General features: G+C 72.6%; 22 protein-coding genes. 10 read left to right on the plus strand and 12 right to left on the minus strand.

Annotation, left to right across the window (positions count from 1 at the left end; translation table 11 throughout):
- Positions 1-235: 235 nt before the first annotated feature.
- The gene (locus ACFYXV_RS25800) at positions 236-679 is read left to right on the plus strand and encodes an NUDIX hydrolase (RefSeq protein WP_383337830.1); all 444 of its coding nucleotides are present in this window, start codon (positions 236-238) and stop codon (positions 677-679) included.
- A gap of 75 nt (positions 680-754) precedes the next feature.
- Here ACFYXV_RS25800 and ACFYXV_RS25805 read toward each other — a convergent pair whose 3' ends face one another.
- Both ACFYXV_RS25805 and ACFYXV_RS25810 read right to left on the minus strand, forming a co-directional pair.
- Entirely contained in the window at positions 755-1,591 is an 837-nt protein-coding gene (locus ACFYXV_RS25805) for a trypsin-like serine peptidase (RefSeq protein WP_385477240.1), read from the minus strand.
- A 113-nt stretch (positions 1,592-1,704) separates the two neighbouring features.
- Entirely contained in the window at positions 1,705-2,925 is a 1,221-nt protein-coding gene (locus ACFYXV_RS25810) for an amidohydrolase family protein (RefSeq protein ID WP_389384155.1), read from the minus strand.
- A gap of 132 nt (positions 2,926-3,057) precedes the next feature.
- Here ACFYXV_RS25810 and ACFYXV_RS25815 point away from each other — a divergent pair, with 132 nt between their 5' ends.
- The 3 genes from ACFYXV_RS25815 (at position 3,058) to ACFYXV_RS25825 (ending at position 7,786) form a co-directional block, all read left to right on the plus strand.
- Positions 3,058-6,345, plus strand: coding sequence for a BTAD domain-containing putative transcriptional regulator (locus ACFYXV_RS25815; RefSeq protein ID WP_389384156.1), 3,288 nt, complete (start codon positions 3,058-3,060; stop codon positions 6,343-6,345).
- Between the two features lie 195 nt (positions 6,346-6,540).
- Positions 6,541-6,771, plus strand: coding sequence for a hypothetical protein (locus tag ACFYXV_RS25820; RefSeq protein WP_389384158.1), 231 nt, complete (start codon positions 6,541-6,543; stop codon positions 6,769-6,771).
- Between the two features lie 286 nt (positions 6,772-7,057).
- The gene (locus ACFYXV_RS25825; protein ID WP_389384159.1) at positions 7,058-7,786 is read left to right on the plus strand and encodes a class I SAM-dependent methyltransferase; all 729 of its coding nucleotides are present in this window, start codon (positions 7,058-7,060) and stop codon (positions 7,784-7,786) included.
- 216 nt (positions 7,787-8,002) lie between these two features.
- Here ACFYXV_RS25825 and ACFYXV_RS25830 read toward each other — a convergent pair whose 3' ends face one another.
- Entirely contained in the window at positions 8,003-9,628 is a 1,626-nt protein-coding gene (locus tag ACFYXV_RS25830) for a FadD3 family acyl-CoA ligase (RefSeq protein ID WP_389384160.1), read from the minus strand.
- An 85-nt stretch (positions 9,629-9,713) separates the two neighbouring features.
- Here ACFYXV_RS25830 and ACFYXV_RS25835 point away from each other — a divergent pair, with 85 nt between their 5' ends.
- Genes ACFYXV_RS25835 through ACFYXV_RS25845 form a run of 3 tightly spaced genes read left to right on the plus strand, consistent with a single transcriptional unit; the run spans position 9,714 to position 12,098 of the window.
- Positions 9,714-10,865: a lipid-transfer protein gene (locus ACFYXV_RS25835; RefSeq protein WP_385476965.1), complete on the plus strand. Its 1,152-nt coding sequence runs from the start codon at positions 9,714-9,716 to the stop codon at positions 10,863-10,865.
- A 4-nt stretch (positions 10,866-10,869) separates the two neighbouring features.
- Positions 10,870-11,325, plus strand: a complete 456-nt coding sequence (locus ACFYXV_RS25840; RefSeq protein WP_385476968.1) for a Zn-ribbon domain-containing OB-fold protein — start codon at positions 10,870-10,872, stop codon at positions 11,323-11,325.
- Positions 11,322-12,098 (plus strand): enoyl-CoA hydratase/isomerase family protein, encoded by a 777-nt coding sequence (locus ACFYXV_RS25845; protein WP_389384161.1) that lies wholly within the window; start codon positions 11,322-11,324, stop codon positions 12,096-12,098. Before ACFYXV_RS25840 ends, ACFYXV_RS25845 begins: the two co-directional genes overlap by 4 nt.
- Here ACFYXV_RS25845 and ACFYXV_RS25850 read toward each other — a convergent pair.
- Complete coding sequence (locus ACFYXV_RS25850) at positions 12,095-12,586, minus strand: hypothetical protein (protein WP_389384162.1); 492 nt, start codon at positions 12,584-12,586, stop codon at positions 12,095-12,097. The two genes, ACFYXV_RS25845 and ACFYXV_RS25850, sit on opposite strands and share 4 nt — an antisense overlap.
- Before the next feature lie 140 nt (positions 12,587-12,726).
- Here ACFYXV_RS25850 and ACFYXV_RS25855 point away from each other — a divergent pair, with 140 nt between their 5' ends.
- Entirely contained in the window at positions 12,727-13,239 is a 513-nt protein-coding gene (locus ACFYXV_RS25855) for a hypothetical protein (protein ID WP_385476976.1), read from the plus strand.
- A 34-nt stretch (positions 13,240-13,273) separates the two neighbouring features.
- Here ACFYXV_RS25855 and ACFYXV_RS25860 read toward each other — a convergent pair whose 3' ends face one another.
- From ACFYXV_RS25860 to ACFYXV_RS25885, 6 genes are all read right to left on the minus strand, one after another.
- Complete coding sequence (locus tag ACFYXV_RS25860; protein ID WP_389384163.1) at positions 13,274-13,699, minus strand: hypothetical protein; 426 nt, start codon at positions 13,697-13,699, stop codon at positions 13,274-13,276.
- Positions 13,700-13,847: 148 nt separating this feature from the next.
- Positions 13,848-15,707 (minus strand): alpha/beta hydrolase, encoded by a 1,860-nt coding sequence (locus ACFYXV_RS25865; RefSeq protein WP_389384164.1) that lies wholly within the window; start codon positions 15,705-15,707, stop codon positions 13,848-13,850.
- 9 nt (positions 15,708-15,716) lie between these two features.
- Entirely contained in the window at positions 15,717-16,181 is a 465-nt protein-coding gene (locus ACFYXV_RS25870) for a hypothetical protein (RefSeq protein WP_389384165.1), read from the minus strand.
- Positions 16,182-16,343: 162 nt separating this feature from the next.
- Positions 16,344-16,838, minus strand: coding sequence for a peptidylprolyl isomerase (locus tag ACFYXV_RS25875; protein ID WP_385476987.1), 495 nt, complete (start codon positions 16,836-16,838; stop codon positions 16,344-16,346).
- Between the two features lie 56 nt (positions 16,839-16,894).
- Complete coding sequence (locus tag ACFYXV_RS25880; protein ID WP_385835867.1) at positions 16,895-19,315, minus strand: PQQ-binding-like beta-propeller repeat protein; 2,421 nt, start codon at positions 19,313-19,315, stop codon at positions 16,895-16,897.
- A 191-nt stretch (positions 19,316-19,506) separates the two neighbouring features.
- On the minus strand, positions 19,507-20,307 hold the full coding sequence (locus ACFYXV_RS25885) for a VOC family protein (RefSeq protein WP_385476446.1): 801 nt from the start codon (positions 20,305-20,307) through the stop codon (positions 19,507-19,509).
- A 306-nt stretch (positions 20,308-20,613) separates the two neighbouring features.
- On the opposite strand from ACFYXV_RS25885, the gene ACFYXV_RS25890 reads away from it, so the two are divergent.
- Positions 20,614-21,261, plus strand: a complete 648-nt coding sequence (locus tag ACFYXV_RS25890; protein WP_053790587.1) for a TetR family transcriptional regulator — start codon at positions 20,614-20,616, stop codon at positions 21,259-21,261.
- A 63-nt stretch (positions 21,262-21,324) separates the two neighbouring features.
- Here ACFYXV_RS25890 and ACFYXV_RS25895 read toward each other — a convergent pair whose 3' ends face one another.
- Positions 21,325-21,798, minus strand: coding sequence for a nitroreductase family deazaflavin-dependent oxidoreductase (locus tag ACFYXV_RS25895; protein WP_389384244.1), 474 nt, complete (start codon positions 21,796-21,798; stop codon positions 21,325-21,327).
- A 5-nt stretch (positions 21,799-21,803) separates the two neighbouring features.
- Positions 21,804-23,003, minus strand: a complete 1,200-nt coding sequence (locus ACFYXV_RS25900) for an acyl-CoA dehydrogenase family protein (RefSeq protein ID WP_385476443.1) — start codon at positions 23,001-23,003, stop codon at positions 21,804-21,806.
- Between the two features lie 143 nt (positions 23,004-23,146).
- On the opposite strand from ACFYXV_RS25900, the gene ACFYXV_RS25905 reads away from it, so the two are divergent.
- Complete coding sequence (locus ACFYXV_RS25905; RefSeq protein WP_389384166.1) at positions 23,147-24,337, plus strand: acetyl-CoA acetyltransferase; 1,191 nt, start codon at positions 23,147-23,149, stop codon at positions 24,335-24,337.
- The last annotated feature ends 16 nt before the right edge of the window (positions 24,338-24,353 follow it).

Raw genomic sequence — 24,353 nt, forward strand, 5'->3', positions numbered from 1 at the left:
CAAGGGTGGAGCGCAGCGACATCGCGGAGCGACGCGACCGCAGGGAGCGCCCTTGACGGCCCGGACCGACACGGAAGGACAGTGGACTGCCGGGACGCCCCCGAACCCATCCCGGTCCCGCCCGGCCGCAGCTCAGGCCCCGGCACCCCGTTCAACCATCCCGACCCCGGCAGGCCGTGACTCCGGCCCGCCCCCGACCCGCCCCCGGCCCGTCCTCTCGTCGTACCCTCAGATGATGAGAACTCCTCGGCAGGCAGCGCGGATTGTCGTCCTCTCCCCCACCGGTTCGGTGTTCCTGTTCCGGGAGAACAACATCGAAGTCGGGATCCACTGGCTGCCGCCGGGCGGCGGGATCGATCCCGGAGAGACCCCCGAGGAGTGCGTGCGGCGCGAGCTGCGCGAGGAGACCGGGTGGACCGACCTGGAGCCGCAGCGGCTGCTGTGCACCTGGGAGCACGACTTCACCCACCAGGGCATCCCCGTCCGCCAGCACGAGCACATCTACGTCACCACCGGCCCGCGCCGTGACCCCGTACCCGAGTCGCCCGACGCGCACTGGCGCTGGCTGTCGCAGCAGGCCCTGGCCTCGCTCGGGGAGCCGCTGTGGCCGCCGCGGCTCGCGGAGCTGCTGGCCGACGCGCCGGCCGAGCCCGTCCACCTCGGCCTGGTGGCCGGCTAGCCGGCTAGCCGGCTAGCCGGCTAGCCGGCTCGTACGAGGGCCCCGGAACCGGGGCCCTCGGGCCGTACCCGACGCTCAGCGCGGGGGTGCCGTCGCCGCCGTCGCCCGCGCGTACAGCGTCGCCGCGTACTCCCCGAGGATCGTGCTCGTCGAGACGTCGTCCGTGTCGCCGCCCGTCAGGATTCCGATGATCTTGCCGTCCTTCGCGAGCCACGCGCTGCCGCTCGTGCCGCCCGGGAAGTCCGCGCAGTCGAAGCGCTGCTCGGCCGGGGTCTCGCGGATCGCCGACGCCGTGCACGTGCGCGGGACCTTGCGGTCCGCCGGGTAGCCGGTGACGGTGATCTCCTCGCCCGAGCGGCCCGTGGTGTCCAGGGTCGCGGCGCCCGTGACGTCCTCGATGTTGCGGCCCGAGGCGTCCGGGGCGAGGCGGGCGAAGGCGAGGTCGTAGTCGTCGTCGGAATCCTCGGACCAGCGGGTGTCCTCGAAGACCTCTTCGATCATCCAGGCGCCGTACGGGGCCCCGCCGTTCGCGTACGCGGGTGCGAAGACGGCTCCCGCGTCGCCGTGCTTGCCGGCGAGCAGGCAGTGCCCCGCGGTGACGATCATGTTCTTGCCCGGGCTGTGCACCACGGTGGCGGTGCAGAAGTGGTCACCCTGTACGCCGCCCTCGAACAGGGCGCCGGTGAAGGCGGCGGGACTGCCCGGGCGGGGCGTCTCCGAGGTGGTCAGCTGCGGTTGCTTCGCAGCTTGCGATCGCGAAGATGTGCTCGGGGAGGGCTTCGCCGGGGCCGCCGCCTTGACGGGCGCCCCCGACCGGCCCTCCGCAGCCGGCACCACCTTCGTCATGGCGGCTGACGCGCCCAGCGCCGCCACCGCGCACAACACCCCGGTCACCACGGTCCGCTTGTCCACCGCCACCACCCCTCCCACTTTGCTCCGGCGAAGCATGCCTTGTTGTTCGCCTTCGCCGCAAGGGGACCTCCGGCCTCCTGCCGACTCGCCTTCCGGCCGACCCCCCTGGACCCCTAGGCCCCCGCCCACAGCCCTTCGGCCGTCAGGCCCAGCAGGTCGATGGCGTTGCCGCGCACGATGCGGTCCACCACGTCCGGCGCCAGGTGGGACATCTGGGCCTCCCCCACCTCGCGCGACTTCGGCCACGTCGAGTCCGAGTGCGGATAGTCCGTCTCGTAGAGGACGCTCGCGACGCCGATCGAGTCCAGGTTCTTCAGACCGAACGGGTCGTCGAAGAAGCAGCCGAAGACGTGCTCCGCGAAGAGCTCCGACGGCGGACGGTGCACCTTGTCCGCGACCCCGCCCCAGGCGCGGTTCTCCTCCCACACCACGTTCGCGCGCTCCAGGATGTACGGGATCCAGCCGATCTGACCCTCCGCGTACATGATCTTGAGGTTCGGGAAGCGCTCGAACTTGCCGCTCATCAGCCAGTCGACCATCGAGAAGCAGCAGTTGGCGAAGGTGATGGTGGATCCGACCGCGGGCGGCGCGTCCGCCGAGGTCGACGGCATGCGCGACGAGGAACCGATGTGCATGGCGATGACCGTGCCGGTCTCGTCGCACGCCTGGAGGAAGGGGTCCCACTCGTCGGTGTGGATCGAGGGGAGGCCCAGGTGCGGCGGTATCTCCGAGAAGGCGACCGCGCGCACGCCGCGCGCCGCGTTGCGGCGGACCTCGGCGGCGGCCAGGCGGGCGTCCCAGAGCGGGATGAGGGTGAGGGGGATCAGCCGGCCGCGCGCGTCGGGGCCGCACCACTCCTCCACCATCCAGTCGTTGTACGCCCGTACGCCGAGCAGCCCGAGCTCGCGGTCCTTGGCCTCGGTGAAGGTCTGGCCGCAGAAGCGGGGGAAGGTCGGGAAGCAGAGCGCCGACTGGACGTGGTTGACGTCCATGTCCGCGAGGCGCTCGGGAACCGAGAAGGAGCCGGGGCGCATCTGCTCGTACGTGATGACTTCGAGCTTGATCTCGTCGCGGTCGTAGCCGACGGCGGTGTCGAGGCGGGTGAGGGGTCGGTGCAGGTCCTCGTACACCCACCAGTCGCCGATCGGGCCGTCGTCACCCTTGGCTCCCATGACGGGCGCGAACTTGCCGCCGAGGAAGGTCATTTCCTTGAGGGGGGCGCGGACGATCCGGGGGCCGGTGTCCTGGTATTTGGACGGGAGCCGGTCCCGCCAGACGTGGGGAGGTTCAACCGTGTGGTCGTCCACCGAGATGATCTTCGGGAAGGTCTCCATGCGGACTACGGTAGCGTCGATCTGACGAACCGTCAGCTACTTGGGGAGTGATCGGTTCGACACGGGCTGACGGGTAGGCGCAAGACAGGGCAGACTGGCCCTTACAACGACGGAAGGCAGGGGGGACGACAGATGGACGGCATACCGGCCATCCCGCACCAGCGGAACCGCCCCGAGGCAGCCCGGCGCCAGTCCGCTGCCGCGCCGGACGCCACGACCGGGTCCCGGCCCGACTCCACGACCGTCCAGACCGCGGATGCCCACACCACGAACGCCCACACCGCGGATGCCCACACCACGAACGCCCCCGCCGCGGTCGCCGCCGCCTCGGACGCCCGCGCCAAGGACGCCCCCGCCGGAACGGGTGCCCAACACGCCACGCCCGCCCAGCAGGTCCCGCCCGCCCAGCAGGTCCCGCCCGCCCAGCAGGTCCCGCCCGCCCAGCAGGTCCCGCCCGCCTCGCAGGTCCCGCCCGCCTCGCACGTCACCCCCGCCGCCGACGCCACCCCCGCACCCGACTCCTGCCGCTTCGCCGTCCTCGGCCCGATCCGCGCCTGGCGCGGCGGCGAGGCGCTGCCCTCCGGGACCCCGCAGCAGCGCGCCCTGCTCGCCGCGCTCCTGCTGCGCGGCGGCCGTACCGCGACCGCACCCGAGCTGATCGACGCCATCTGGGGCGAGGACCCGCCGCAGCAGGCCCTCGCCACGATCCGTACGTACGCCTCCCGCCTGCGCAAGGTGCTCGCGCCCGGCATGCTCGTCACCGAGTCCGGCGGCTACGCCATCCACACCCCCGCCGACGCCCTCGACCTCGGCGTCGCCCGCGGCCTGGCCGCCGAAGCCGAGCAGGCGCGCGGGGTCGGCAACCGCACCCTCGCCCGTACGCTGCTCGACCGCGCCCTCGACCTGTGGGACGGGGAACCGCTCGCCGGGGTCCCCGGCCCGCACGCCGACACCGAGCGCACGCGCCTCCAGGAATGGCGCCTCCAGCTGCTGGAGACCCGCCTCGACCTCGACCTGGAGGTCGGCCACCACGCCGAGGCCGTCTCCGAGCTCACCGCCCTCACCGCCGCCCACCCGCTGCGCGAACGGCTGCGCGAGCTCCTCATGCTCGCCCTGTACCGCAGCGGCCGCCAGGCCGAGGCCCTCGCCGTCTACGCCGACACCCGCCGGCTGCTCGCCGACGAACTCGGCGTGGACCCCCGACCCGAACTCGCCGCGCTCCAGCAGCGCATCCTGCGCGCGGACGCCGAGCTCGCCTGCGCCGAAGACCCGGCCCCCGCCGCCGCGCCCGCACTCGTAAGGCCTGCCCAATTGCCCGCCACCGTCGCCGACTTCACCGGCCGCGCCACCTTCGTCAACGAGCTCGGCGAGATCCTGTCGGGCGTCGGGGGCCAGGTCATGGCCGTCTCCGCGCTCGCCGGCATCGGCGGCGTCGGCAAGACCACCCTCGCCGTGCACGTCGCGCACGCCGCCCGCCCGCACTTCCCCGACGGCCAGCTCTACGTGGACCTCCAGGGCACCGAACCGCGGCCCGCCGAGCCCGTCGCCGTCCTCGGCTCCTTCCTGCGCGCCCTCGGCACCCCCGACACGGCCATCCCGGACAGTGCCGCCGAGCGGGCCGCGCTCTACCGCTCCATCCTCGACGGGCGCCGCATCCTGGTCCTGCTCGACAACGCCCGCGACGCCGCCCAGGTCCGCCCGCTGCTGCCGGGCACCGCGGGCTGCGCCGCGCTCGTCACCAGCCGGGTCCGCATGGCGGGCCTCGCCGGGGCCCATCTCGTCGACCTCGACGTGATGAGCCCCGAGGAAGCCCTCCAGCTGTTCACCCGGATCGTGGGCGCGGAGCGCGTCGGCGCCGAACGCCAGGCCGCCCTCGACGTGGTCGGCGCCTGCGGGTTCCTGCCGCTCGCCATTCGCATCGCCGCCTCCCGGCTCGCCGCCCGCCGCACCTGGACCGTGTCCGTCCTCGCCGCGAAGCTCGCCGACGAGCGCCGACGCCTCGACGAGCTCCAGGCCGGCGACCTCGCCGTCAAGGCCACCTTCGAGCTGGGCTACGGGCAGCTGGAGCCCGAGCAGCAGCGCGCGTTCCGCCTCCTCGGCCTCGCCGACGGGCCCGACATCTCCCTCTCCGCCGCGGCCGCCGTACTCGACCTGCCCGAGTACGACACCGAGGACCTCCTCGAAGCCCTGGTGGACTGCTCCCTCCTCGAATCGGCCGCGCCCGGCCGCTACCGCTTCCACGACCTCGTACGGCTCTACGCCAGGGCGTGCGCCGAGCGTGACGAGCAGCCGCCGGGCGGCCGCGACGCCGCCCTGGACCGGCTGCTGGACTTCTACCTCGCCACCGCCTCCGCGGTGTACGCGGTGGAGCGCCCCGGCGACCGGCTCCCGGCCCACCTGTCCGCGACCCACTACCCCGGCCTGCGCTTCGCCGAGCCGCGCGCCGCCCTCGACTGGCTGTACGCCGAGGCGGACCCGCTGCTGGCGTGCGTGCGGCAGGCCTCCGTGCGCTCGACCGGGCGGGCGGACGTACTGCGCCGGGCCGTCGACCTGCTGTGGGCGGCGAAGGACCTCGCCGAGTCGGGGGCCAACTCCAAGCAGTACGAGTCCGCGGCCGTGGCCCTGCGCGACGCCGCGCACGCCGCGAAGGACCCGCACGCGGAGGGCCGGGCCCGGACCACCCTCACCAACGTCCACCTGGTCGCGGGCCGCTTCGGCGAGGCCGACGAGGAGGCCCGCCAGGCCATGGACCTCGCCCGCGAGGCCGGCGACCCGCTGCCCAGCTGCTGGGCGCCCAACGACCGCGGGATCATCGCCCTCTACCAGGGCCGGCACGCCGACGGCGAGCGCTACCTGCTGGAGGCCATCGAGAACTTCCGCGCCGACGGCAACCACATCGGCGAGGCCAGCGCGCTGTGCAACCTCTCCCGGATCCACGTCGAACTGGGCCGGCTGACCAGCGCCATCGAGCTGGCCCAGCAGGGCATCGCCATATACGACCGGATGGGGCTGACCCTGCGCCTGGCCAACGGCCGCTACGCGCTGGGCATCGCCCTCACCGAGGCCGGGCGGCTCGGCGAGGCGCAGTCGCAGCTGACCGAGGCGCTCTCGCTGTTCCACGACAACCGGCAGCCGCTGTGGGAGGGCGTGACGCATTTCCGGCTCGCCGTGGCCCATCTGGCCGCGCACCGGCCCACGCTGGCCGCCGCGCACGCCGAGCAGGCGATCGCGCTGCGCGGGATCGGCGGGGAGTGGCGGCGGGCGACGGTGCTGACGGTGCTGGGCAAGGCGCTGCGCAGGCTGGGGCAGCGGGATCGGGCGCGGGTGTGCTGGCGGGACGCGGAAGTCGTGTTCAAGCAGCTGAAGTCGGCGGAACTGGCCGAGGTGCAGGCCTTGTTGGCGTCCGAGATCGCAGCCTGAACCGGCTGGGCCGGAGTCCGGCCGGCCGCTGATCGCCTGATGAACGAGGCATTCATCGTTCGTTTATCGCCGCCCGGCACGATAGAGACATCGACTCACCGCGTCGGGGGGCGTGGGAGTCGGCTGGAGGACCACCCGTTCGGCGGTCCGCGGGGGAATCGCCGAACGGGCCCGACCCATCCATCAGGAGAACCGATGACGACGAACGAGAACATCCTGCCGAACGACGGCGACATCAAGCCGATGGACAACCACGCGTCCGGCATCGAGATCAAGCCGCTCGACGACAGCCTGGCACCGGGCGTCGACATCACGCCGATGGACAACCACGCCTCCGGCATCGAGATCAAGCCGCTGGAGACGAAGCCGGCTTCGGCCGAGGACATCGTGGCGATGGACAACCACGCCTCGGGACCGCGGCCGTAAGACGTCCCACGGGGGGGATCACGGGGGACGGGGGGCCGGTCCCACGGGGGATACGGGGGACCGGGAACAACGGGGGGACCACGGCGGGATTCGGGGGAACCCGCCGTGGTCGACGGGGGAGCACGAGCCGGTGGGGTCACGGGGGAACCACCGGTCGGCAGGACGACGGGGGAGCGCACAAGGACGGCGGCCGCGGTGGCCCGGAGGGGGAGCCACCGCGGCCGCCGTCGCATGCCCGCATCCGGATCCGGCCCGGTCCCGGTGCTCCGCTCACTAGGCTGGGCCCGTGTTCACCTCACAGGGACCCACCGTCCGCGAGCTCGCCGTGCAGGCCCTCTCGTCCGTCGAGCGCGGGTACGACCTGCTCTCCCCCAAGTTCGACCAGACGCCGTTCCGCACCCCCGACCGCATGCTCGACGCCGTCGAGGAGACGCTCGCCCAGCGCGAGGGCTCGTTCGCGGCCGGGCTCGACGTGTGCTGCGGGACCGGCGCCGGACTCGGGATGCTGCGGCGGCTGTGCCGGGACCGGGTGACCGGGGTGGACCTGAGCGCGGGCATGCTGGCGGAGGCCGCGCGGGCGCACCCCGACGAACGCGTCGACCTCGTACGGGCCGACGCGCGGGCGCTGCCGCCCGGGCTGGCCCACTCGTACGACCTGGCCGTCAGCTTCGGGGCCTTCGGCCACTTCCTCCCGGCCGAGCGGCCCGCCCTCTTCTCCGGCGTCCACACCGCCCTGCGCCCGGGCGGGGTGTTCGCGTTCCCGATCGGGGCGCCGATCCCGCCCGCCTCGCCCGTGTGGTGGGCGGTGGCGGGCTTCGACGCGGCGATGCGGGTGCGCAACGCCGTGTGGCGGCCGCCGTTCGTCATGTACTACCGGACGTTCCCGCTCGGCGGCGTCAGCGCCGACCTGCGCGCGGCCGGCTTCACGGTGGAGACGGTGCCCCTGGACCACTTCGGCCGCCGCCCGGACGGCACCCCCCGCTGGCGCCTCGTCCTGGCGCGCAGGGCCGGCTAGGGCCCCGGTACCGGCGCGCCCGGCCCAATGGGCTGGCTCCGCACCCTCAGCAGTGGGGGATCCCGGCCTTCCGGCAGGTCGAGGACGAGCAGGGCGAGCCCGTCGTCCACGTCTACGAGCTGGACACGGTCACCCGGACGTACGTCCCGACCGGGATCCACCGTGACCGGCTCAAGGTGGCGGTCCCGTTCCCCGCGGACCTCGACCTGGGCACGCTCACCCCCTGACCGGGCGGGCGCGGAGTTCGCGCTTGAGGACCTTTCCGCTCGCGTTGCGCGGCAGCTCGGCGACGAACTCGACCTCCCGCGGGACCTTGTAGTTGGCCATCTCGCGGCGCGACCAGGCGATCAGGTCGTCGGCGGTGAGCGTGGAGCCCGGGCGGCGCACCGCGTACGCCTTGCCGACCTCGCCCAGGCGCGGGTCCGGCACGCCGACCACGGCGACGTCGGCGATGTCCTGGTGCAGGCCGAGGAGTTGCTCTATCTCGGCGGGGTAGGCGTTGAACCCGCCGACGATGAACATGTCCTTGATCCGGTCGGTGATGCGCAGGTTGCCCTCGGCGTCGAGGACCCCGACGTCGCCGGTGCGCAGCCAGCCGTCGGAGGTGACGGCCCCGGCGGTCTCGGCCGGGTCCTCGAAGTAGCCCTGCATGACGTGGTGGCCGCGCACCCACACCTCGCCCGCGGTGCCCGCGGGCTGGGCCCTGCCCTGCCGGTCGGCGACGACCTTCACCTCCGTGTCCGGGATGGCCCGCCCGGAGGTGGAGGCGATGACCTCGGCCGGGTCCCCGCGGCGGCACATGGTGACGATGCCGCTGGCCTCGGAGAGCCCGTACGCGGTGAGGACGGTGGAGATGTGCAGTTCGCCGCGGAGCCGTTCGACGAGCTGGAGCGGGACGACGGCGGCGCCCGTGACGACCAGCCGCAGCGCCGACAGGTCGTGGTGGTCGCGCTGGGGGTGGTCGAGGAGGGACTGGTGGAGGGTGGGCGGTCCGGGGAGCACGGAGATCCGCTCGGCGGCGATGTTGGCGAGGACGGTGTCCACGTTGAAGACGGGCTGCGGAACCATCGTGGCGCCGCGCATCAGGCAGGCGATGATGCCGGCCTTGTAGCCGAAGGTGTGGAAGAAGGGGTTCACGATCAGGTAGCGGTCGCCCTCGCGCAGCCCGGCGAGCTCGCTCCAGACGTCGTAGCAGCGCAGCGACTGGGCGTGGGTGATGACGGCGCCCTTGGGGCTGCCGGTGGTGCCGGAGGTGAAGATGATGTCGGAGGGGGAGTCGGGGCGGATCGACTCGGCGCGCTCGCGCACGGTCTCGGCGCCGACATCGTCCCCGCCGGCCAGGAACTCCTTCCAGGTGCGGAAGTCCTGCGGGGCGTCCTCGGCGAGTACGACGACCTGTTCGAGGTGCGGCAGCCCGGGCAGCGGCCCGTCTCCCTCCCCCTCGGCGGCCGCCCGGCGCAGGGAGGCGACGTACGAGGTGCCGAGGAAGGTGCCGGTGACGAAGAGGAGTCTGGCCCGGCTGCGCCGCAGGACGTACGCGGCTTCCGTGCCCTTGAAACGGGTGTTGAGGGGGACGAGGACGGCGCCCGCCGAGACCGCGCCGAGCGCGGAGACGATCCACTCCAGGGTGTTGGGCGCCCAGACGGCGACGCGGTCCCCCGGCTCGATCCCGGCGGCGATGGCGGCGGCCGCGGCCCGCTCCACGCGTTCGCCGAGCTGCGCGTAGCCGATGCGGACGCGCCCGTCGACGACGGCCTCGCGGTCTGCGTACTCCGCGGCCGCCGAGCGCACCAGTCCCGCGATGGAGCCCCAGCGCAGATCCCCCCGCGCGTCTTCGGTCATCGCACACCCCTCCCAGTAGCTGACTATCCGTCAGATTAGCTGTAGCCTTCGCGGCTGTCAGTACTGGCGCAGCCCGGAGGTGGCGATGGCGGCAACACTCAAGGACGCTACGGCGATAGTCGGGATCGGCCAGACCGCCTTCGCCAAACGGCTCCCCGAGTCGGAGAAGGAACTGGCGTGCCGCGCCATCCTCGCCGCTCTCGCGGACGCCGGAATAGCGCCCTCCGAAGTCGACGCCTTCTCCTCCTACACGATGGAGGAGACCGACGAGGTCGAGGTGGCCAAGGCCATCGGCGCCGGAGACGTCACCTTCTTCTCCAAGATCGGCTACGGCGGAGGCGGTTCCTGCGCCACCGTCGGCCACCTCGCGGCCGCCGTCGCCACCGGGCAGGCGAGCGTGGGCGTCGCCTGGCGCTCGCGCAAACGCGGCTCCGGCCCGCGCCCCTGGAAGAACACCGCCGTCCAGCTGCCCACCCCCGGCCAGTGGACGCGCCCCTTCGGGCTGCTGCGCCCCGCAGACGAGATCGGCATGCTGGCCCGGCGCTACATGCACGAGTACGGGGCCACCCGCGACCACCTCTTCAACGTCGCCATGGCCTGCCGCAACCGGGCCAACGAGAACCCGGCCGCGATGATGTACGAGCGCCCGCTGACCCGCGAGATGTACATGACCTCGCGCATGATCAGCGACCCGCTCTGCCTCTTCGACAACTGCCTGGAGACGGACGGGGCACTGGCCTGCGTGATCGTGAGCGCCGAGCGCGCCCGCGACTGCCGCCAGAAGCCCGTGTACGTCCACTCCGTCGCGCAGGGCCTGCCCGCCCAGCACCACGGCATGGTCAACTACTGGAACGACGACCCGCTGTCCGGGCCCGCCTGGACCGCCGCCCGGCACCTGTGGAAGCAGGCCGACTTCGGCCCCCAGGACGTTGACGTGGCCCAGATCTACGACGCGTTCACCCCCCTCATCCCGCTGTCCCTGGAGGGCTACGGCTTCTGCGGGCGCGGCGAGGGCGCCGCGTTCACCGAGGGCGGGGCACTGGAGATGGGCGGCCGGCTCCCGATCAACACCGGGGGCGGCGGGCTGTCCGAGGCCTACGTGCACGGCTTCAACCTGATCAACGAGGGCGTCAAGCAGCTCCGGGGCGTCTCGACCGCCCAGGTGCCGGACGCCGCGACCTGCCTGGTGACGGCGGGCGAGGGTGTCCCGACGTCCGCGATCCTGCTGAGGAGCTGACCCGATGACCACCACCTCCCCCGCCGCGGACGGACTGCTGCTGCCCGTCCCCGACGAGGACGGCGCCCCCTTCTGGGAGTACGCCGCCCGGGGCGAACTCCGCGTCCAGGCCTGCACCTCCTGCGGCCGGCTCCGCTTCCCGCCGCGCCCCTGCTGCCCGCACTGCCAGTCGTTCGACTCCGAGTGGCGCCCGATGAGCGGCCGGGGCCGGATCTGGTCCTACGTACGGCCGCATCCGCCGCTGCTGCCCGCGTACGCCGAGCAGGCCCCGTACAACGTGATCCTCGTGGAGCTCGCCGACGCCCCGCACATCCGCCTCGCCGGAAACCTGGTCACCTCGGCCGACGCCCCGCTGAACTCGGTGGACCCGGCGCGCCTGCGCATCGGCGCCCGCGTGCAGGTGGTGTTCACGCGGACCGGCGGGGTGGCCGTGCCGCGCTGGGTGCTGGAGAAGTCGTGACGGTACGGGTCGAGCGCGACAAGGCGAGCGGGGTCGCGGTCGTCACCCTGGACCGGGAGCGCAAGCACAACGCGATCGATCTGGCGACGGCCGCGGAACTCGCGTCGGTGTGGCGGGAGTTCCGGTTCGCGGACGACGTACGGGCGGTCGTGCTGACCGGCGCGGGGCGGGCGGCCTTCTGCACGGGCGTCGACCGCGGGGTGGAGGTGCCGCAGCCGTCCTCCCCGTACTCGGTGGACGACCCGCTGGTGGCCATCGGCCCGAAGGCGAACGACCTGTGGAAGCCCGTGATCGCCGCCGTCAACGGCATGGCCTGCGGCGGCGCGTTCTACCTGCTGGGCGAGTCGGAGTTCATCGTCTCGTCCGCGACGGCGACGTACTTCGACCCGCACACGACGTACGGGATGGTCAGCGCGTACGAGGCCGTGTACATGGCGCAGCGGATGCCCTTCGGGGAAGCCGCCCGGATGTCCCTGATGGGGACGGCGGAACGGCTCTCCGCCCGGCGGGCGTACGAGATCGGCCTGGTCTCGGAGCTGGCGGAGCCCGAGGAGCTGCTCCCGGCGGCGCTGCGGGCGGCCGGGACGCTGGCCGGCTGTCCGACGGAGGCCGTACAGGGGACCGTACGGGCCCTGTGGTCGGCGAAGCAGGCGGCGCTGCACCAGGCGCTGGCGCAGGCCCCGGCGCTGATCTCGCTGGGGAACCTGGCGCCGGAGCGGCAGGCGGACCTGTTCACGGGACGCCGGGAGGCGCCGGAACCGAGGATCCGCTAGTTGATCGTGCCGACGACGCAGCTGGTGACGTCGGCCGCCTTGTCCTTCTGGGCCATGTCGGCGGTGACCGTGCGGGTCTCGCGGGCCTTCAGCGAGACCCGGACGGTGGTCCGGTCCACGACGCCGTTCGCGCCCTGGAAGACGACCGGGACGTCGACGAGGCGCGCGGTGTCGACGACGGAGGTCACCTTGAGGACGGCTTGCGGCCTGCCGGGGCCGGCGCAGGTGACGACCGACGCCTGTGCGGGTGCACCGGCGCTCTTGGTGGGCGAGGGCGTCGACTTCCCGCTGCCATTGCCGCCACTGCTGCTGCCACTGCTGCTGTTGCCGTTGCTGTCGTAGCTGCTCCGCTTCTTGGAGCTGGAGCAGCCGCCGCCGCTGCCGCTGCTCTTGGAGCCGTGCCCGTGCCCGCTCGACGAGAATCCGGTGAGCGCGAACACGACGGCGACCAGCACCGCGGTGAACCTGATCCGACGTCCAGCCACCATGGCCCGTTCCCTCCCCTGGACAACGGCGGGCCACGCTATCACCGCCCGCCCCGTTCACAGTTGCCACGCATAGGATCGAAGCCGGCCGCCGGGGAGGCATCCGGCGCCGGCCCACTGCGACACGGAAGCGGGAACCGCTCATGGGGCTGTTCGACAGGCTGACCGGAACCAGGCGCCCCGACGCCGCGGTCGCACCCCGCCCCGCCGCGGAGGTACGGGCCGTGCTGCTCGCGGCGGGCGGTCCGCAGGCCCCGTACCGCGTGCGGAACGCCACCCCGCGGGAGGACGCCGACCTGGTGGCCGAGTGGCGGGTCCTGGAGCCGGCCTGGCATCCCTTCTTCCGCGAGCGCAGGCTGGAACGGACCCTGAAGATCCGGATGCGGCTGTCGCCGGAGGACCGCGAGGTGCGGGCCCTCGACGAGCAGCTGGAGGTCACCTGGCTCGGGAACACGCCCCGCCTGGTGTCCTCGCGCGAGCACATCCGTGGCCAGGTGCGCGAGAAGTCCTTCCGGTGGGAGATCGGCCGCGGCCCCGACGGCAGGCTCCGGGCGACGGAGACCTCCGCCTTCGACAGCGCCCGGCTGAAGGACCCCCTGCGCGACGCGGTCCTCGCAGCGGGCTGGACCTGGCGCGGCGTGCTCCGCAGGCTCTGACCGCCACGGACGGAGCCTCACGCCGGCGGGCCGGTCAGTACTCGCCGTCGAGTGCGGAGGCCGAGGCGGCGCGGAAGCAGGCGGAGACGACGTTGAAGAGGATCAGCGGTCCCCCGGTGGCCGACTTCTTCTCACCCGTGATGTGCACGGCGAACTGCTCGGCCTTGTTCTCGGCGTAGATCTCGGGATCCTGCGCCTGGCTGTTGGCCCTGCCCTCCTTGGTGATCTTCCAGCCGTTCTCCTCCAGCGCCTTGCGCAGGTTCTGCATGCCCTCGTCGACCTGGGCGTCGGAGATCTCGTACACCGACCACGGGTGGCCCGTGGAGAACAGGTCGTCTCCGTAGTCCTTGCAGCGCGTGACGCTCGGGCCGGGCTGGGTCACCTTGCCCTTGATCCCGCTCATCTCCAGCAGGCGGCTGGACACCTGCTTCGTCTTCGTGCGCGCAGGATCAGGATCCATCCTGACGGGTTCGTAATTCAGTTCTTTCACGTTGGAGCACCCCACGGACAGCATGGAAAGCGAGCCGGCAAGGATTACGGCGAGAGCCGTGGCCCGCAATGACCTGGACGATCTTGACGTTCTGCGATCAACCGTCGACTTCCCCATGTCAGTCAAGGGCGACCTTGTCGTAGCGACCGGCAACCACTCTCGCCTGATTTTCAAGACTCAACGAGTCCTTTCTCCAGTAATCGGTGTGGCTGTCTGCGTCGTTGTCCATGATATGGGCCCCGAAATCCTCATCGGAAGGCACGTTCTGCCCCCAGATCGATCCGAACGGCAGTATTTCCTTCCAGAACGGCGTGCCGCCGCCGAGCCCCGCGACCTTGCCGCCCGCCGGCACCTGGTCCTTGGTGAAGGACGCCGCTTCCGACCACACGTGGCCCTCTTCCACGTCCAGGTCCTTGGCGTGGCCGACCAGCATGCCGGGGCTGCCGGCCACCAGGATGTCGTCCGTCCGCAGGTCACCCGCGTTGGAGGCCGCACCGATGACGGTGCTGCCGTAGCTGTGCCCGATGAGGGTGGTGTGGCTCGCTCCGTCGCCGCCCTGGACCTGCTCCAGGCCCGCCATGAAGTGGTTCAGGTCGGGCGCCGCATCGTGGGCGTAGCCCTTGGTCATGGCCTCGGGAACGATGCTCTGCGGGGCGTCGTATCCGATCCAGGTGATGGTGGACACGTTCTGGCCGGGCACTTGGGCGTGGGTCTGCTTCCACAGCTCTCCCATGTGACCGATGTAGTCGTGACTCTTCTCTATGGCGGTGAAAGTGCCGGGGACGAAAACCGCCGTGTGGTCGGCCGTTTCCGGGTTGCCGTTCGCGACGATGGCCCGCCCTCCGCCCTTGGTGTCAAAGCCGAGGAGATACGCCTCCGGCAGTCCTTCCTCGCCCGTCGCGTCGAAACGGGCCTGGATGGCTTTCATTCCCTTGAGGTTCCTGTCCAGGAACTCCTTGTCCTTGGCGTACTTGTCGTTCCACTCGCGCCACTCTTTGGTCTCTTCGCGCGTCCAGGCACGCCCGTGCTGGACGTAGCGGTACCTGGGCTGGGGCTCTTGGGGAATCCCGTCGAACTTGATCTGGAACTCGGCCTTCTTCTCGGCCAGGACGGTGCGGTTGGCCTCGTCGCGGACCACGGAGGGCAGCCCGTCCAGCGCTCCCACTTCGGCCGCGTTCAGGGAGAGGTAGGCGGACTGCTCGTCCGGCGTCAGGCCCTTCCACCAGTCCGCGTTCGCCTTCGGGTCATCGCCCTTCGGCGGGGGCTTGATGTGGTCCAGGTAGTCCTTCGCGCCGGCGCGGACGTCGGCGGTGTCGCTCTGGACGTCCGCCCAGTCCCCGTCGGAGACGACCAGGTCGTCGTCGGCCTTGAGCTTGCGCAGCTTCGGCGCCCACGCCGTGTCGGCCTCGGTGGCCTCCGCGACCGCCTGCGCGATCCGGTTGGCGACCGCCACCGCCTTCCCGAAGTTCGGGTTGGGGTGGATGTTCGCCGCCTGCCGCTCCAGGGCGTCGGACAGGCTGTTGGCGTCCCGCGTCGGGTCGATGACCGTTCCGGCGGGCTTGCCCTTCGCGCTGCCGGTGACGGTACCGCCCTCGGGAACCTTCCCGTCCTTCTCCTCGCCGCCGGGCGGGTAGGTCACCGAACCGTCCGCGCCCACCGTGAGCTTCTGGTGGGCCGCGTCCTCCAGGGCGTCGTCCAGCTTCTTCTTCGCGTCCGTCATCGCGGCCGCGAACGCCTTGAGGGAGGTGGCGGCAAGACCGCATTCCACCTGCACGTAGTGGAAGTTCTTGGCCAGGTCCCGGAGCGAGCCCAGCGCGGCGTCCACGGCCACACCGTTCAGGCCGGCCCGCAGTCGCGCCGATATCTGCCCTTCGGTGTCCCCGTAGGCGTGGTCGGCCATGTCACTGGCCGCTTTGTAGCCGTCGGCCGCCTCGGTGAACTCGGACGGCTTGAGGGCCTTGAGTGCTGCGAAGTCCATGGGTCAGGCTCACCGGCCCCCGTCGCTGCCGCCGGTGGCGGGAGTGTCCTTGTACTGCGCGTCGATCTGGGCGAAGCCGCCCTTGATGGCCTCGTCGTTCTCGTACTGGCCCTGGCCGGCCTTCTCCAGGGGGCCCTGGAGGGAGGTGCACTTGCCCGCCAGACTGTCCAGGTACGTCTTCCAGGACTGGTACAGCTCGGCCTGGGCCGCCGCGCTCTCCACGCCGGCGAGGGCCGCGCCCTTCTGGCCCGTCTCCAGCGCGCCCACGCCGCCCTTGACGCTCGTCGACAGACCCGCGAGGTCCTTGCTCGCCCGGTTCCAGACCGCCTTGTCGGACGTCAGGTCACCATTGCCCCCGCCCCCGCCCCCGCCCCCGCCGCTGCCGCCGTCGGGCGCGGCGCTCGCGAGGTGCATCTCAGGGCTGCCCGCCGCCTGCTGTTTGAGTCCCGCCCACTCCAGGTCGAACGACGCCATGCCGCTTCCGCCCCCGTAATTCCGACCGCCGTGATCAAGTGGTCATCCTACGAGCACTTCCGGACAGCAAACGGTGCGGACTTTGCAAAAAATGGCGGAGGCCCCGTCCCCCGGTGCGGGGGCGGGGCCGACCAGCCGGTTCGGCGGGTGGTGCGGGGTCGATCAGGCCTCGACGACGCCCGAGGCGGCGATCTCGACCTTGCCCTTGGGGGCGCCGGACTGGGAGCCCAGGGCCTCGATCTGGTCGACCAGAGCCTGGCCCTCGACGACCTCGCCGAAGACGACGTGCTTGCCGTCCAGCCACGGGGTGACGACGGTGGTGATGAAGAACTGCGAGCCGTTGGTGTTGCGGCCGGCGTTCGCCATCGACAGCAGGTACGGGCGGTCGTGCTTCAGGTTGAAGTTCTCGTCGGCGAACTTCTCGCCGTAGATGCTCTTGCCACCGGTGCCGTTGTGGTTGGTGAAGTCACCGCCCTGGAGCATGAACTGGGGGATGACCCGGTGGAAACCGGAACCGGCGTAGCCGAAGCCGTTCTGGCCGGTGGCCAGCTCGCGGAAGTTGCGCGCGGTCTGCGGGACGACGTCGTCGAACAGGTTGAAGACGATGCGGCCGGCCGGGGCGCCGTTGATGTTGATGTCGAAGTAAACGTTGCTCATGGGGTCCATCCTGTCACTCCCGGTGCCGCACGCGACCCGGAGGGGCCCGAAAACCCTCACCCGGCCGTACGCGTGCCCGTGCCCTTGGCCGCGTCCAGCGCGTAGACGCAGCGGTCCTTGCTGCATGCGTAGACCACGCCCGCCTCGGCCACAGGGGCTCCCGTGATCTCCCCGCCCGTGGCGAGCTTCCAGCGCAGCTGGCCGCCCGCCGCGTCCAGGGTGTACAGGCAGTGGTCGGCCGAGCCGAAGTGCACCCGGCCGTCCGCGACCGCCGGCGGGCCGGTGATCTCGCCGCCCGCGGCGAAGCGCCACTTCGGGGTGCCGGTGACCGCGTCGAGCGTGTACAGCGCGCTGCCCGCACCCAGGTGGACGTTGCCGTTCGCGACCATCACCGGGTCGGAGGACGGCCGCGGCTCGGTGGCGATGCGCCAGCGGTCGTTGCCGGTGGCCGCGTCGAGGGCGTACACGGTGCCCAGGTAGTCGGCGAGGTAGACCCCGCCGCCGGTGACCGCCGCGCCCGGCGCGAACGCCGGGGCCGCCAGGAAGACCGCCGGGGCCTCGAAGTGCCAGCGGACCCGGCCCGAGGCCCGGTCGACGGAGAGTACGCGGGTGCCGGCGGCGATGTAGACGTTGCCGTCCGGGGCCGGGGTGACCCGTACGGGGACGTTGCCGCAGGAGGCCGCGTCGCCGACCGGGTACGACCAGGATTCGCGGCCGCTGCGCGCGTCGAGGGCGCGCAGCCGCGCGTCCTGCCACACGTACACCGTGCCGTCGTGGAGGACGGGGGCCGCCTCCGGGGTCTCGAAGTCGCTCTGGGCGCCGGTCAGCTCCCACAGCTTCTGTCCATTGGAGGCTTCCCAGCCCTGTACGCCGCCGCCGCGCGTGGCGGTGACCACGGTGCCCCGGTCGGCGCGCAGGGCGTACACCCAGGCGTCGGTGTTCAGCCGCCAGCGCTCGGAGCCGTCGCCGGCGTCGAGGGCGTAGAGGGAGGGTCCGTCGGAGGCGTGGATGCGGCCGTCCGAGACGGCCATGGACCAGGCGACGTCGCGGGTCTTGAACTGGCGGCGGCCACTGGCCACGTCCAGCGCGTGCACCTCGAAGGAGGTCACGTACAGCAGGTCTCCGGCGACGGTCGGGGTGCCCCAGACCTCGTTCGACATGCGGAAGCGCCAGGGGCGCCAGCGGCCGCTGTCGGGCCCCGCGGCGGGCGAGGGCACCACGGCCGAGGCGGACGAGGAGGCCGGGGCCTGGGCGGCCGCCACGCCGCCCGGCGGGCGGACCCAGCCGGTCGCCGAGTCGCCGGCGGCCGCGTGCGCGTGCGCGGCGGGCGCCGCGGCGCTCGTACGCGGACCGGGCCCGATCGGCACCGGCGAGCCGCCGAGCCGCACCGGCTCGCCGGACGGCGCCGGGGACACCGGCCGCGGCGGGTGCTGCGGGCGCTGGGGGACGGCCTGGCCGGTGCGCGGGTCGACCCACGGGTCGCCGCCGCCGGAGCCGCCGCGCGGCTCCCTGCGGTGCGTGGCGGCGTCGGAGCCGCGCCCCGGGCCGCGGCCGGGCGCCGGGACCGGCGCGGCGGCCGTGCGCTGCCCGGCGCGCCGGGCCTCGATCATGGCCACGGCGCGGCCGGGCAGCCACGCCGAGGCGGTGCCGCTGTCGTCGCCGCCGTCGAAGAGGTGCGGCGCGAGCTGCGCCTGAAGGTCGGCCGGGGTCGGGCGCTGCGTCGCGTCCATCTGCATGCAGGAGTCGATCAGCGGCCGCAGCTCGTCCGGGAGCCCCTCCAGGTTGGGCTCGTCGCGCAGCAGCATGAACACCGTCTCCACCGGGTTGGCCCCGTGGTACGGCGGATGTCCGGTCGCGGCGAAGACGAGGGTGGAGCCGAGCGAGAAGACGTCGCTGGCGCCCTTGACGCTGCGCGAGTCCTTCGCCTGCTCGGGCGACATGTACGCGGGCGTGCCGACGGCGACGTTCGTCATGGTCAGGCGGGTGTTGGAGACGCCGCTCGCGATGCCGAAGTCGATCACGCGCGGGCCGTCCTCGACGACGAGCACGTTGGACGGCTTCAGGTCGCGGTGGACGAGGCCGGCGCCGTGGATGGACTGCAGGGCCTCGGCGATGCCGGCGGCGAGCCACCGAACGGCCTGGGCGGGCATCGGCCCGCACTCGTTGACGATCTCCTCCAGGGAGGGCGCCGGGACGTACGCGGTCGCCAGCCAGGGCACGGCGGCCCGCGGGTCGGCGTCGACCACGGCCGCGGTGTAGAAGCCGGACACGGCCCGCGCCGCCTCCACCTCACGGGTGAAGCGCACCCGGAAGAGCTGGTCCTCGGCGAGCTCGGTCCGCACCGTCTTGATCGCCACCCGGCGCCCGGATGCCGACCGCGCGAGATAGACCAGCCCCATGCCGCCGGCGCCGAGCCGTCCCAGCACCTCGAAGGGGCCGATCCGTCTCGGGTCGTGCTGCGTCAGCTGCTCCACCACTCGCCTCACAATCCCCGTACGGGCCCTCGCCGGGCCCGTTCCCACCTGCACGCGCGCCGGCACGGCGGTCGGCCCCGTGCAGCGTCTCATCCCGGGCGCCGCCCGGGGTCGCGCAACCCGATTCTGTCAGGCCCGCGCGAGGGGCGCGTCGTCACAGTGCGGGCCCGGCGCGGACGTCCTGCGGGCGTGCCTCACCCGAGTGGGCCCGTACGGGGCTCCGAAAGCAGGGCGAACACCGCGCCCTGGTTGTCGGCGACGACCGCGATCCGCCCGTGCGGGGTGTCGAAGGGGTCGGCGGTGACGCGGCCGCCGAGCCGCTTCACCGTCGCCACGGACGCGTCCACGTCCGGGACGGCGAAGTACACGAGGAAGTGCGCGGGCATGATCTCCGGGAACGCGTCGGTGATCAGGCTGCGCCCCAGCACCGCCGTCTCGGCCCCGGGCCGGCTGCCGGGCGGGGACCACAGGCGGTACTCGACGCCGCTGCCGGCGTCGTCCTGGTCCTCGGGGACGTAGCCGAAGACGTTGGCGTAGAAGACGTCCACGGCGTCGCGGGCGCGCGTGTAGACCTCGCTCCAGCAGTACGTGTACGGCTCTTGCTGGGCCTCGAATCCGTGGTGGGTGCCGGGCTGCCACAGGCCGAAGACGGCCCCGCCGGGGTCGGCGGCCAGCGCGGCACCGCCGTACGGGCCCACCGGCTGGGGGTCCATGACCATCTGGCCGCCGGAGGCGCGGATGCGGGCGGCGCAGGCGTAGGCGTCGACGGTGTAGAGGTAGATCCCCCATACGGTGGGCATGCGGCCGTCGGGTTTGGGGGCGAGGGCGGCGACGTTGCGGCCGCGGCTGTAGGCCTGCGTGTAGCCGCCGTATTCGGGACCGGCGCCGGCGGAGAAGGTCCACCCGAAGAGCTCACCGTAGAAACGCTTGCCGGCCTCGACGTCCGGCAGCGAGGCGTCCACCCAGCAGGGTGTTCCCTCCGCGAATGCGGCCATGGCCCGGTTCCTTCCGTTGTGCCCCGCTGTGCCCCTCAGCCATGATCTGCCCGAAAACTTGTCCACAGCCTGTTGATAAGACTAATCGGGGGATTTCGAGAGGAAGCGGGCGGGGTGGGCAGGGCCTCGGACGCCCGGATTTCGCACCGGATCTGTGCGGAATGCGCCCGGAATCGGCACGTCCGCCGCCCTGAATCCGCCATGCGCGGCGGCCCGTGGCGCGGTCTTCACCCAGGCCAGGTGTCACGTAACCCCATTTGCAGGCGGCCGAATCGCGCGCGGATCACCCCTCGGTAAGCTGACGGCATGACAGGACAAGTACGCACCGTCGACGGCCGCGTTGCCGGCCGGCGCGGTCAGGCGACGCGGCAGAAGCTGCTCGACTGCCTCAGCGAGATGCTCAGCTCCTCGCCGTACCGCGACGTCAAGGTGATCGACGTCGCGCGCAAGGCCGGCACCTCCCCCGCGACCTTCTACCAGTACTTCCCGGACGTCGAAGGCGCCGTCCTGGAGATCGCCGAGCAAATGGCCACGGAGGGCGCGCAGTTGACGGCGCTCGTCGAGGGCCGCAACTGGGTCGGCAAGGCCGGCTGGCAGGCCGCCGAGGAACTCGTCGAGGGATTCCTGGACTTCTGGCGGCGCAACGACGCGATCCTGCGGGTCGTCGACCTCGGCGCGGCCGAGGGCGACAAGCGCTTCTACAAGATCCGCATGAAGATCCTGAACTCCGTCACCAACTCCCTCACGGAATCGATGAAGGAGCTCCAGGCCAAGGGCAAGGTCGACAAGGACCTCAGCCCGGCGGCGATGGCGGGCTCGCTGGTCGCGATGCTGGCCGCGGTCGCCTCGCACCAGAAGGGCTTCCAGACCTGGGGCGTCAAGCAGGCCGAGCTCAAGCCGAACCTGGCGCTGCTCGTCCACCTGGGCATCACCGGGAAGAAGCCGACCAAGTAGCGGCGGGCCCTCCCCGGGTCCGCCGCCCTCCCCCTCCTCCTCCGCCCTCCCCTTCCGCCGCGATCAGCGACGCTCCAGGCGGAACAGCCGGATCTCGCGCTCGATGCGCGCCTGGTACGTCGCGTACGGCGGCCAGAACCCCAGCACGGCCTGCCACGCCGCCGCGCGTTCCGCGCCCTCCAGCAGCCGGGCCCGTACGGCGATGCCCTCGCCCTTCCAACTCACTTCCGCTTCAGGGTTCTTGAGCAGGTTCGCGGTCCACGCCGGGTGTCCGGGGCGGCCGAAGTTGGAGCCGATCAGGAGCCAGCTGACGCCCCCCTCCTCCGGCATGCAGGCGAGCGGCGTGGTGCGCGGCTCGCCCGTCTTGGCGCCCTTGGCGGTCAGGATCACGCCGGGGAGCATCTGGGCGCTGAGCATGACCTTGCCGCGGGTCAGCTTGTGCACGGCCTTGTCCATGGCCGGGATGAAGTGCGGTGCGAGCTTGGCGAACAGCATGGTCGAGGAGACCTTCTGCATCAGCTTGACGCCGGCTGCCATTGCCATCAGACGGCCACCTTCTCTTGTGGGGTGGTGAACAGGCCCGAGCGGTGGGCGGCGTGCGCCCGCAGCCGGTGGACCGGGCCGAACAGCAGCTCGTCGGCCGCGGCCCGCTTGAAGTACAGGTGTGCGTCGTGCTCCCAGGTGAAGCCGATGCCGCCGTGCAGCTGGATCGCCTCGCCGGCCGTGATCCGCAGGGCTTCGAGGGCCTGGGCGAGGGCGAGGCCGCCCTGCCGCTGGTCCCAGGCGGCGTAGTAGGCCGCGGAGCGGGCCGCCTGGACCTGGACGTAGAGGTCGGCCAGCCGGTGTTTGACGGCCTGGAAGGATCCGATGGGCCGGCCGAACTGCTCGCGCTGGCGCACGTACTCCACCGTGCGGGCCAGCGCCGCTCCGGCCGCGCCGACCGCCTCGGCGGCGAGGACGGCGGCGGCGGTGCGCCCGGTGGCGGCGAGCGCGGCGAGGACGGCTTCGTCGGTGGCGTTGTCGGCGTCGGCTCCCAGCAGTTCGGCCGGGGTGTCGCGGAGCTGGATCCGGGCCTGCGGCCGGGTCTCGTCCAAGGTGGCCTGCCGCGCCCGGGCCAGCCCGGGCGCGTCCTCCCGTACGAGGAACAGCAGGGTCCTGCTGCGGGCGAACCCGCCGGTGTGCGCGGCGACCAGCAGGAGGGAGGCGCTGTGCCCGTCGAGCACCTGGGCGGCCTCCCCGTACAGCCGCCAGCCGCCGTCCTCCCCGGGCCGGGCCTGCACCCCGCCCGCCCGGCCCCCGCCGGCCCACTCCCCGGGGGCGTTCTCGCCGGTCAGCGCGAGGGCGGTGGAGAGTGCGGGGCCGGGGACGGCGAGGGCCGCGGTGAGGCCGCCGGCGGCGAGCGGCGGGAGCAGGGCGGAGCGCTGGGCGGCAGTGCCGAGGGCGGTGATCAGCGGTACGGCGAGCACGGCGGTGGCCAGCAGCGGGGAGGGCAGCAGCGCCCGCCCGGTCTCCTCGCAGGCCAGTACCAGGTCGGCGGGGGTGCAGCCGACGCCCCCGTACTCCTCGGCGACGGCGATGCCGGGCAGGCCGAGCTGCCGTGCGAGCTGCTGCCAGAGCTCGCGGTCGTGTCCGGCGGCGGTGCGGACGGCGGTCTTGACCTCGTCCGGGCCACAGCGTTTGCCCAGGATCTCGCGCAGGGTGCGGCGCATCTCGTCCTGCTCCGCGGTGAAGGCGGCATCCATCGTCGGGCTCCTCCCCGTATCTGACGGGCCGTCATGTTAGGGCGGGCGGCGACAGATGCACAGGGGGCGGGACCCGGCGGTATCGGGAGGACCGCACGGCGCGCACTAGAAACTGACAGTACGTCAGATGTACGTTCTGGTGCATGCCTGGACCCACGACTGAACGTCGCAACGGACGCCGCCGGGTCGCCGTCGTCGGCGTCGCCCTCTCCGACTGCGGCCGGGTGGACGGCCCCACCCCCTACGCCCTGCACGCGCAGGCCGCCCGCCGGGCCCTGACCGACTCCGGCCTGGACCGCTCGGTCATCGACGGCTTCGCCTCGGCCGGCCTCGGCACCCTCGCGCCGGTGGAGGTGGCCGAGTACCTCGGGCTGCGCCCCACCTGGGTCGACTCCACCTCGGTGGGCGGTTCGACCTGGGAGGTCATGGCGGCGCACGCGGCGGACGCGATAGCGGCGGGGCGCGCGAACGCCGTGCTGCTCGTGTACGGATCCACGGCGCGCGCCGACATCAAGGCCCGGCGGCGCACCTCGAACCTCTCGTTCGGGGCGCGGGGCCCCCTGCAGTTCGAAGTGCCGTACGGGCACACGCTCGTCTCCAAGTACGCGATGGCCGCGCGCCGCCACATGCACGAGTACGGGACGACGCTGGAGCAGCTCGCCTCGGTGGCCGTCCAGGCCCGGGCGAACGCGGCGGCCAACCCGGACGCGATGTTCCGCGACCCGATCACGGTCGACGAGGTCCTGTCCGGCGAGATGATCGCGGACCCCTTCACGAAGCTGCACTGCTGCATCCGTTCGGACGGGGGCTGCGCGGTGCTGCTGGCGGCGGAGGACCTCGTACCGGACACGGCGAAGGCCCCGGTCTGGATCCTGGGCTCGGGCACCTCGGTCTCGCACACCGCGATGTCGCAGTGGGAGGACTTCACGGTCTCCCCGGCGGCGGTCTCGGGCCGCATCGCGTTCGAGCGGGCGGGGCTGACCCCGGCGGACGTCGACATCGCGCAGATCTACGACGCCTTCACGTACATGACCCTGGTCACCCTGGAGGACCTCGGCTTCTGCGCGAAGGGCGAGGGCGGCGCCTTCGTGGAGAAGGGCCGGCTGCTGCGCGACGGCGAACTCCCGGTCAACACCGACGGCGGCGGCCTCTCCGCCTGCCACCCGGGCATGCGGGGCCTGTTCCTGCTGGTCGAGGCGGTGCGCCAACTGCGCGGCGAGGCGGGCCCGGGCCGCCAGGTCACCAAGCGGGGCGGCCGGCTCCCGGAGGTGGCCGTGGCCTCGGGCACGGGCGGCTGGTTCTGCTCGTCGGGGACGGTCATCCTGGGGAGGTGACTGCGTGGGGCCGGGG

It is taken from the genome of Streptomyces sp. NPDC002181 (genome assembly GCF_042890485.1).
Lineage (GTDB): Bacteria > Actinomycetota > Actinomycetes > Streptomycetales > Streptomycetaceae > Streptomyces.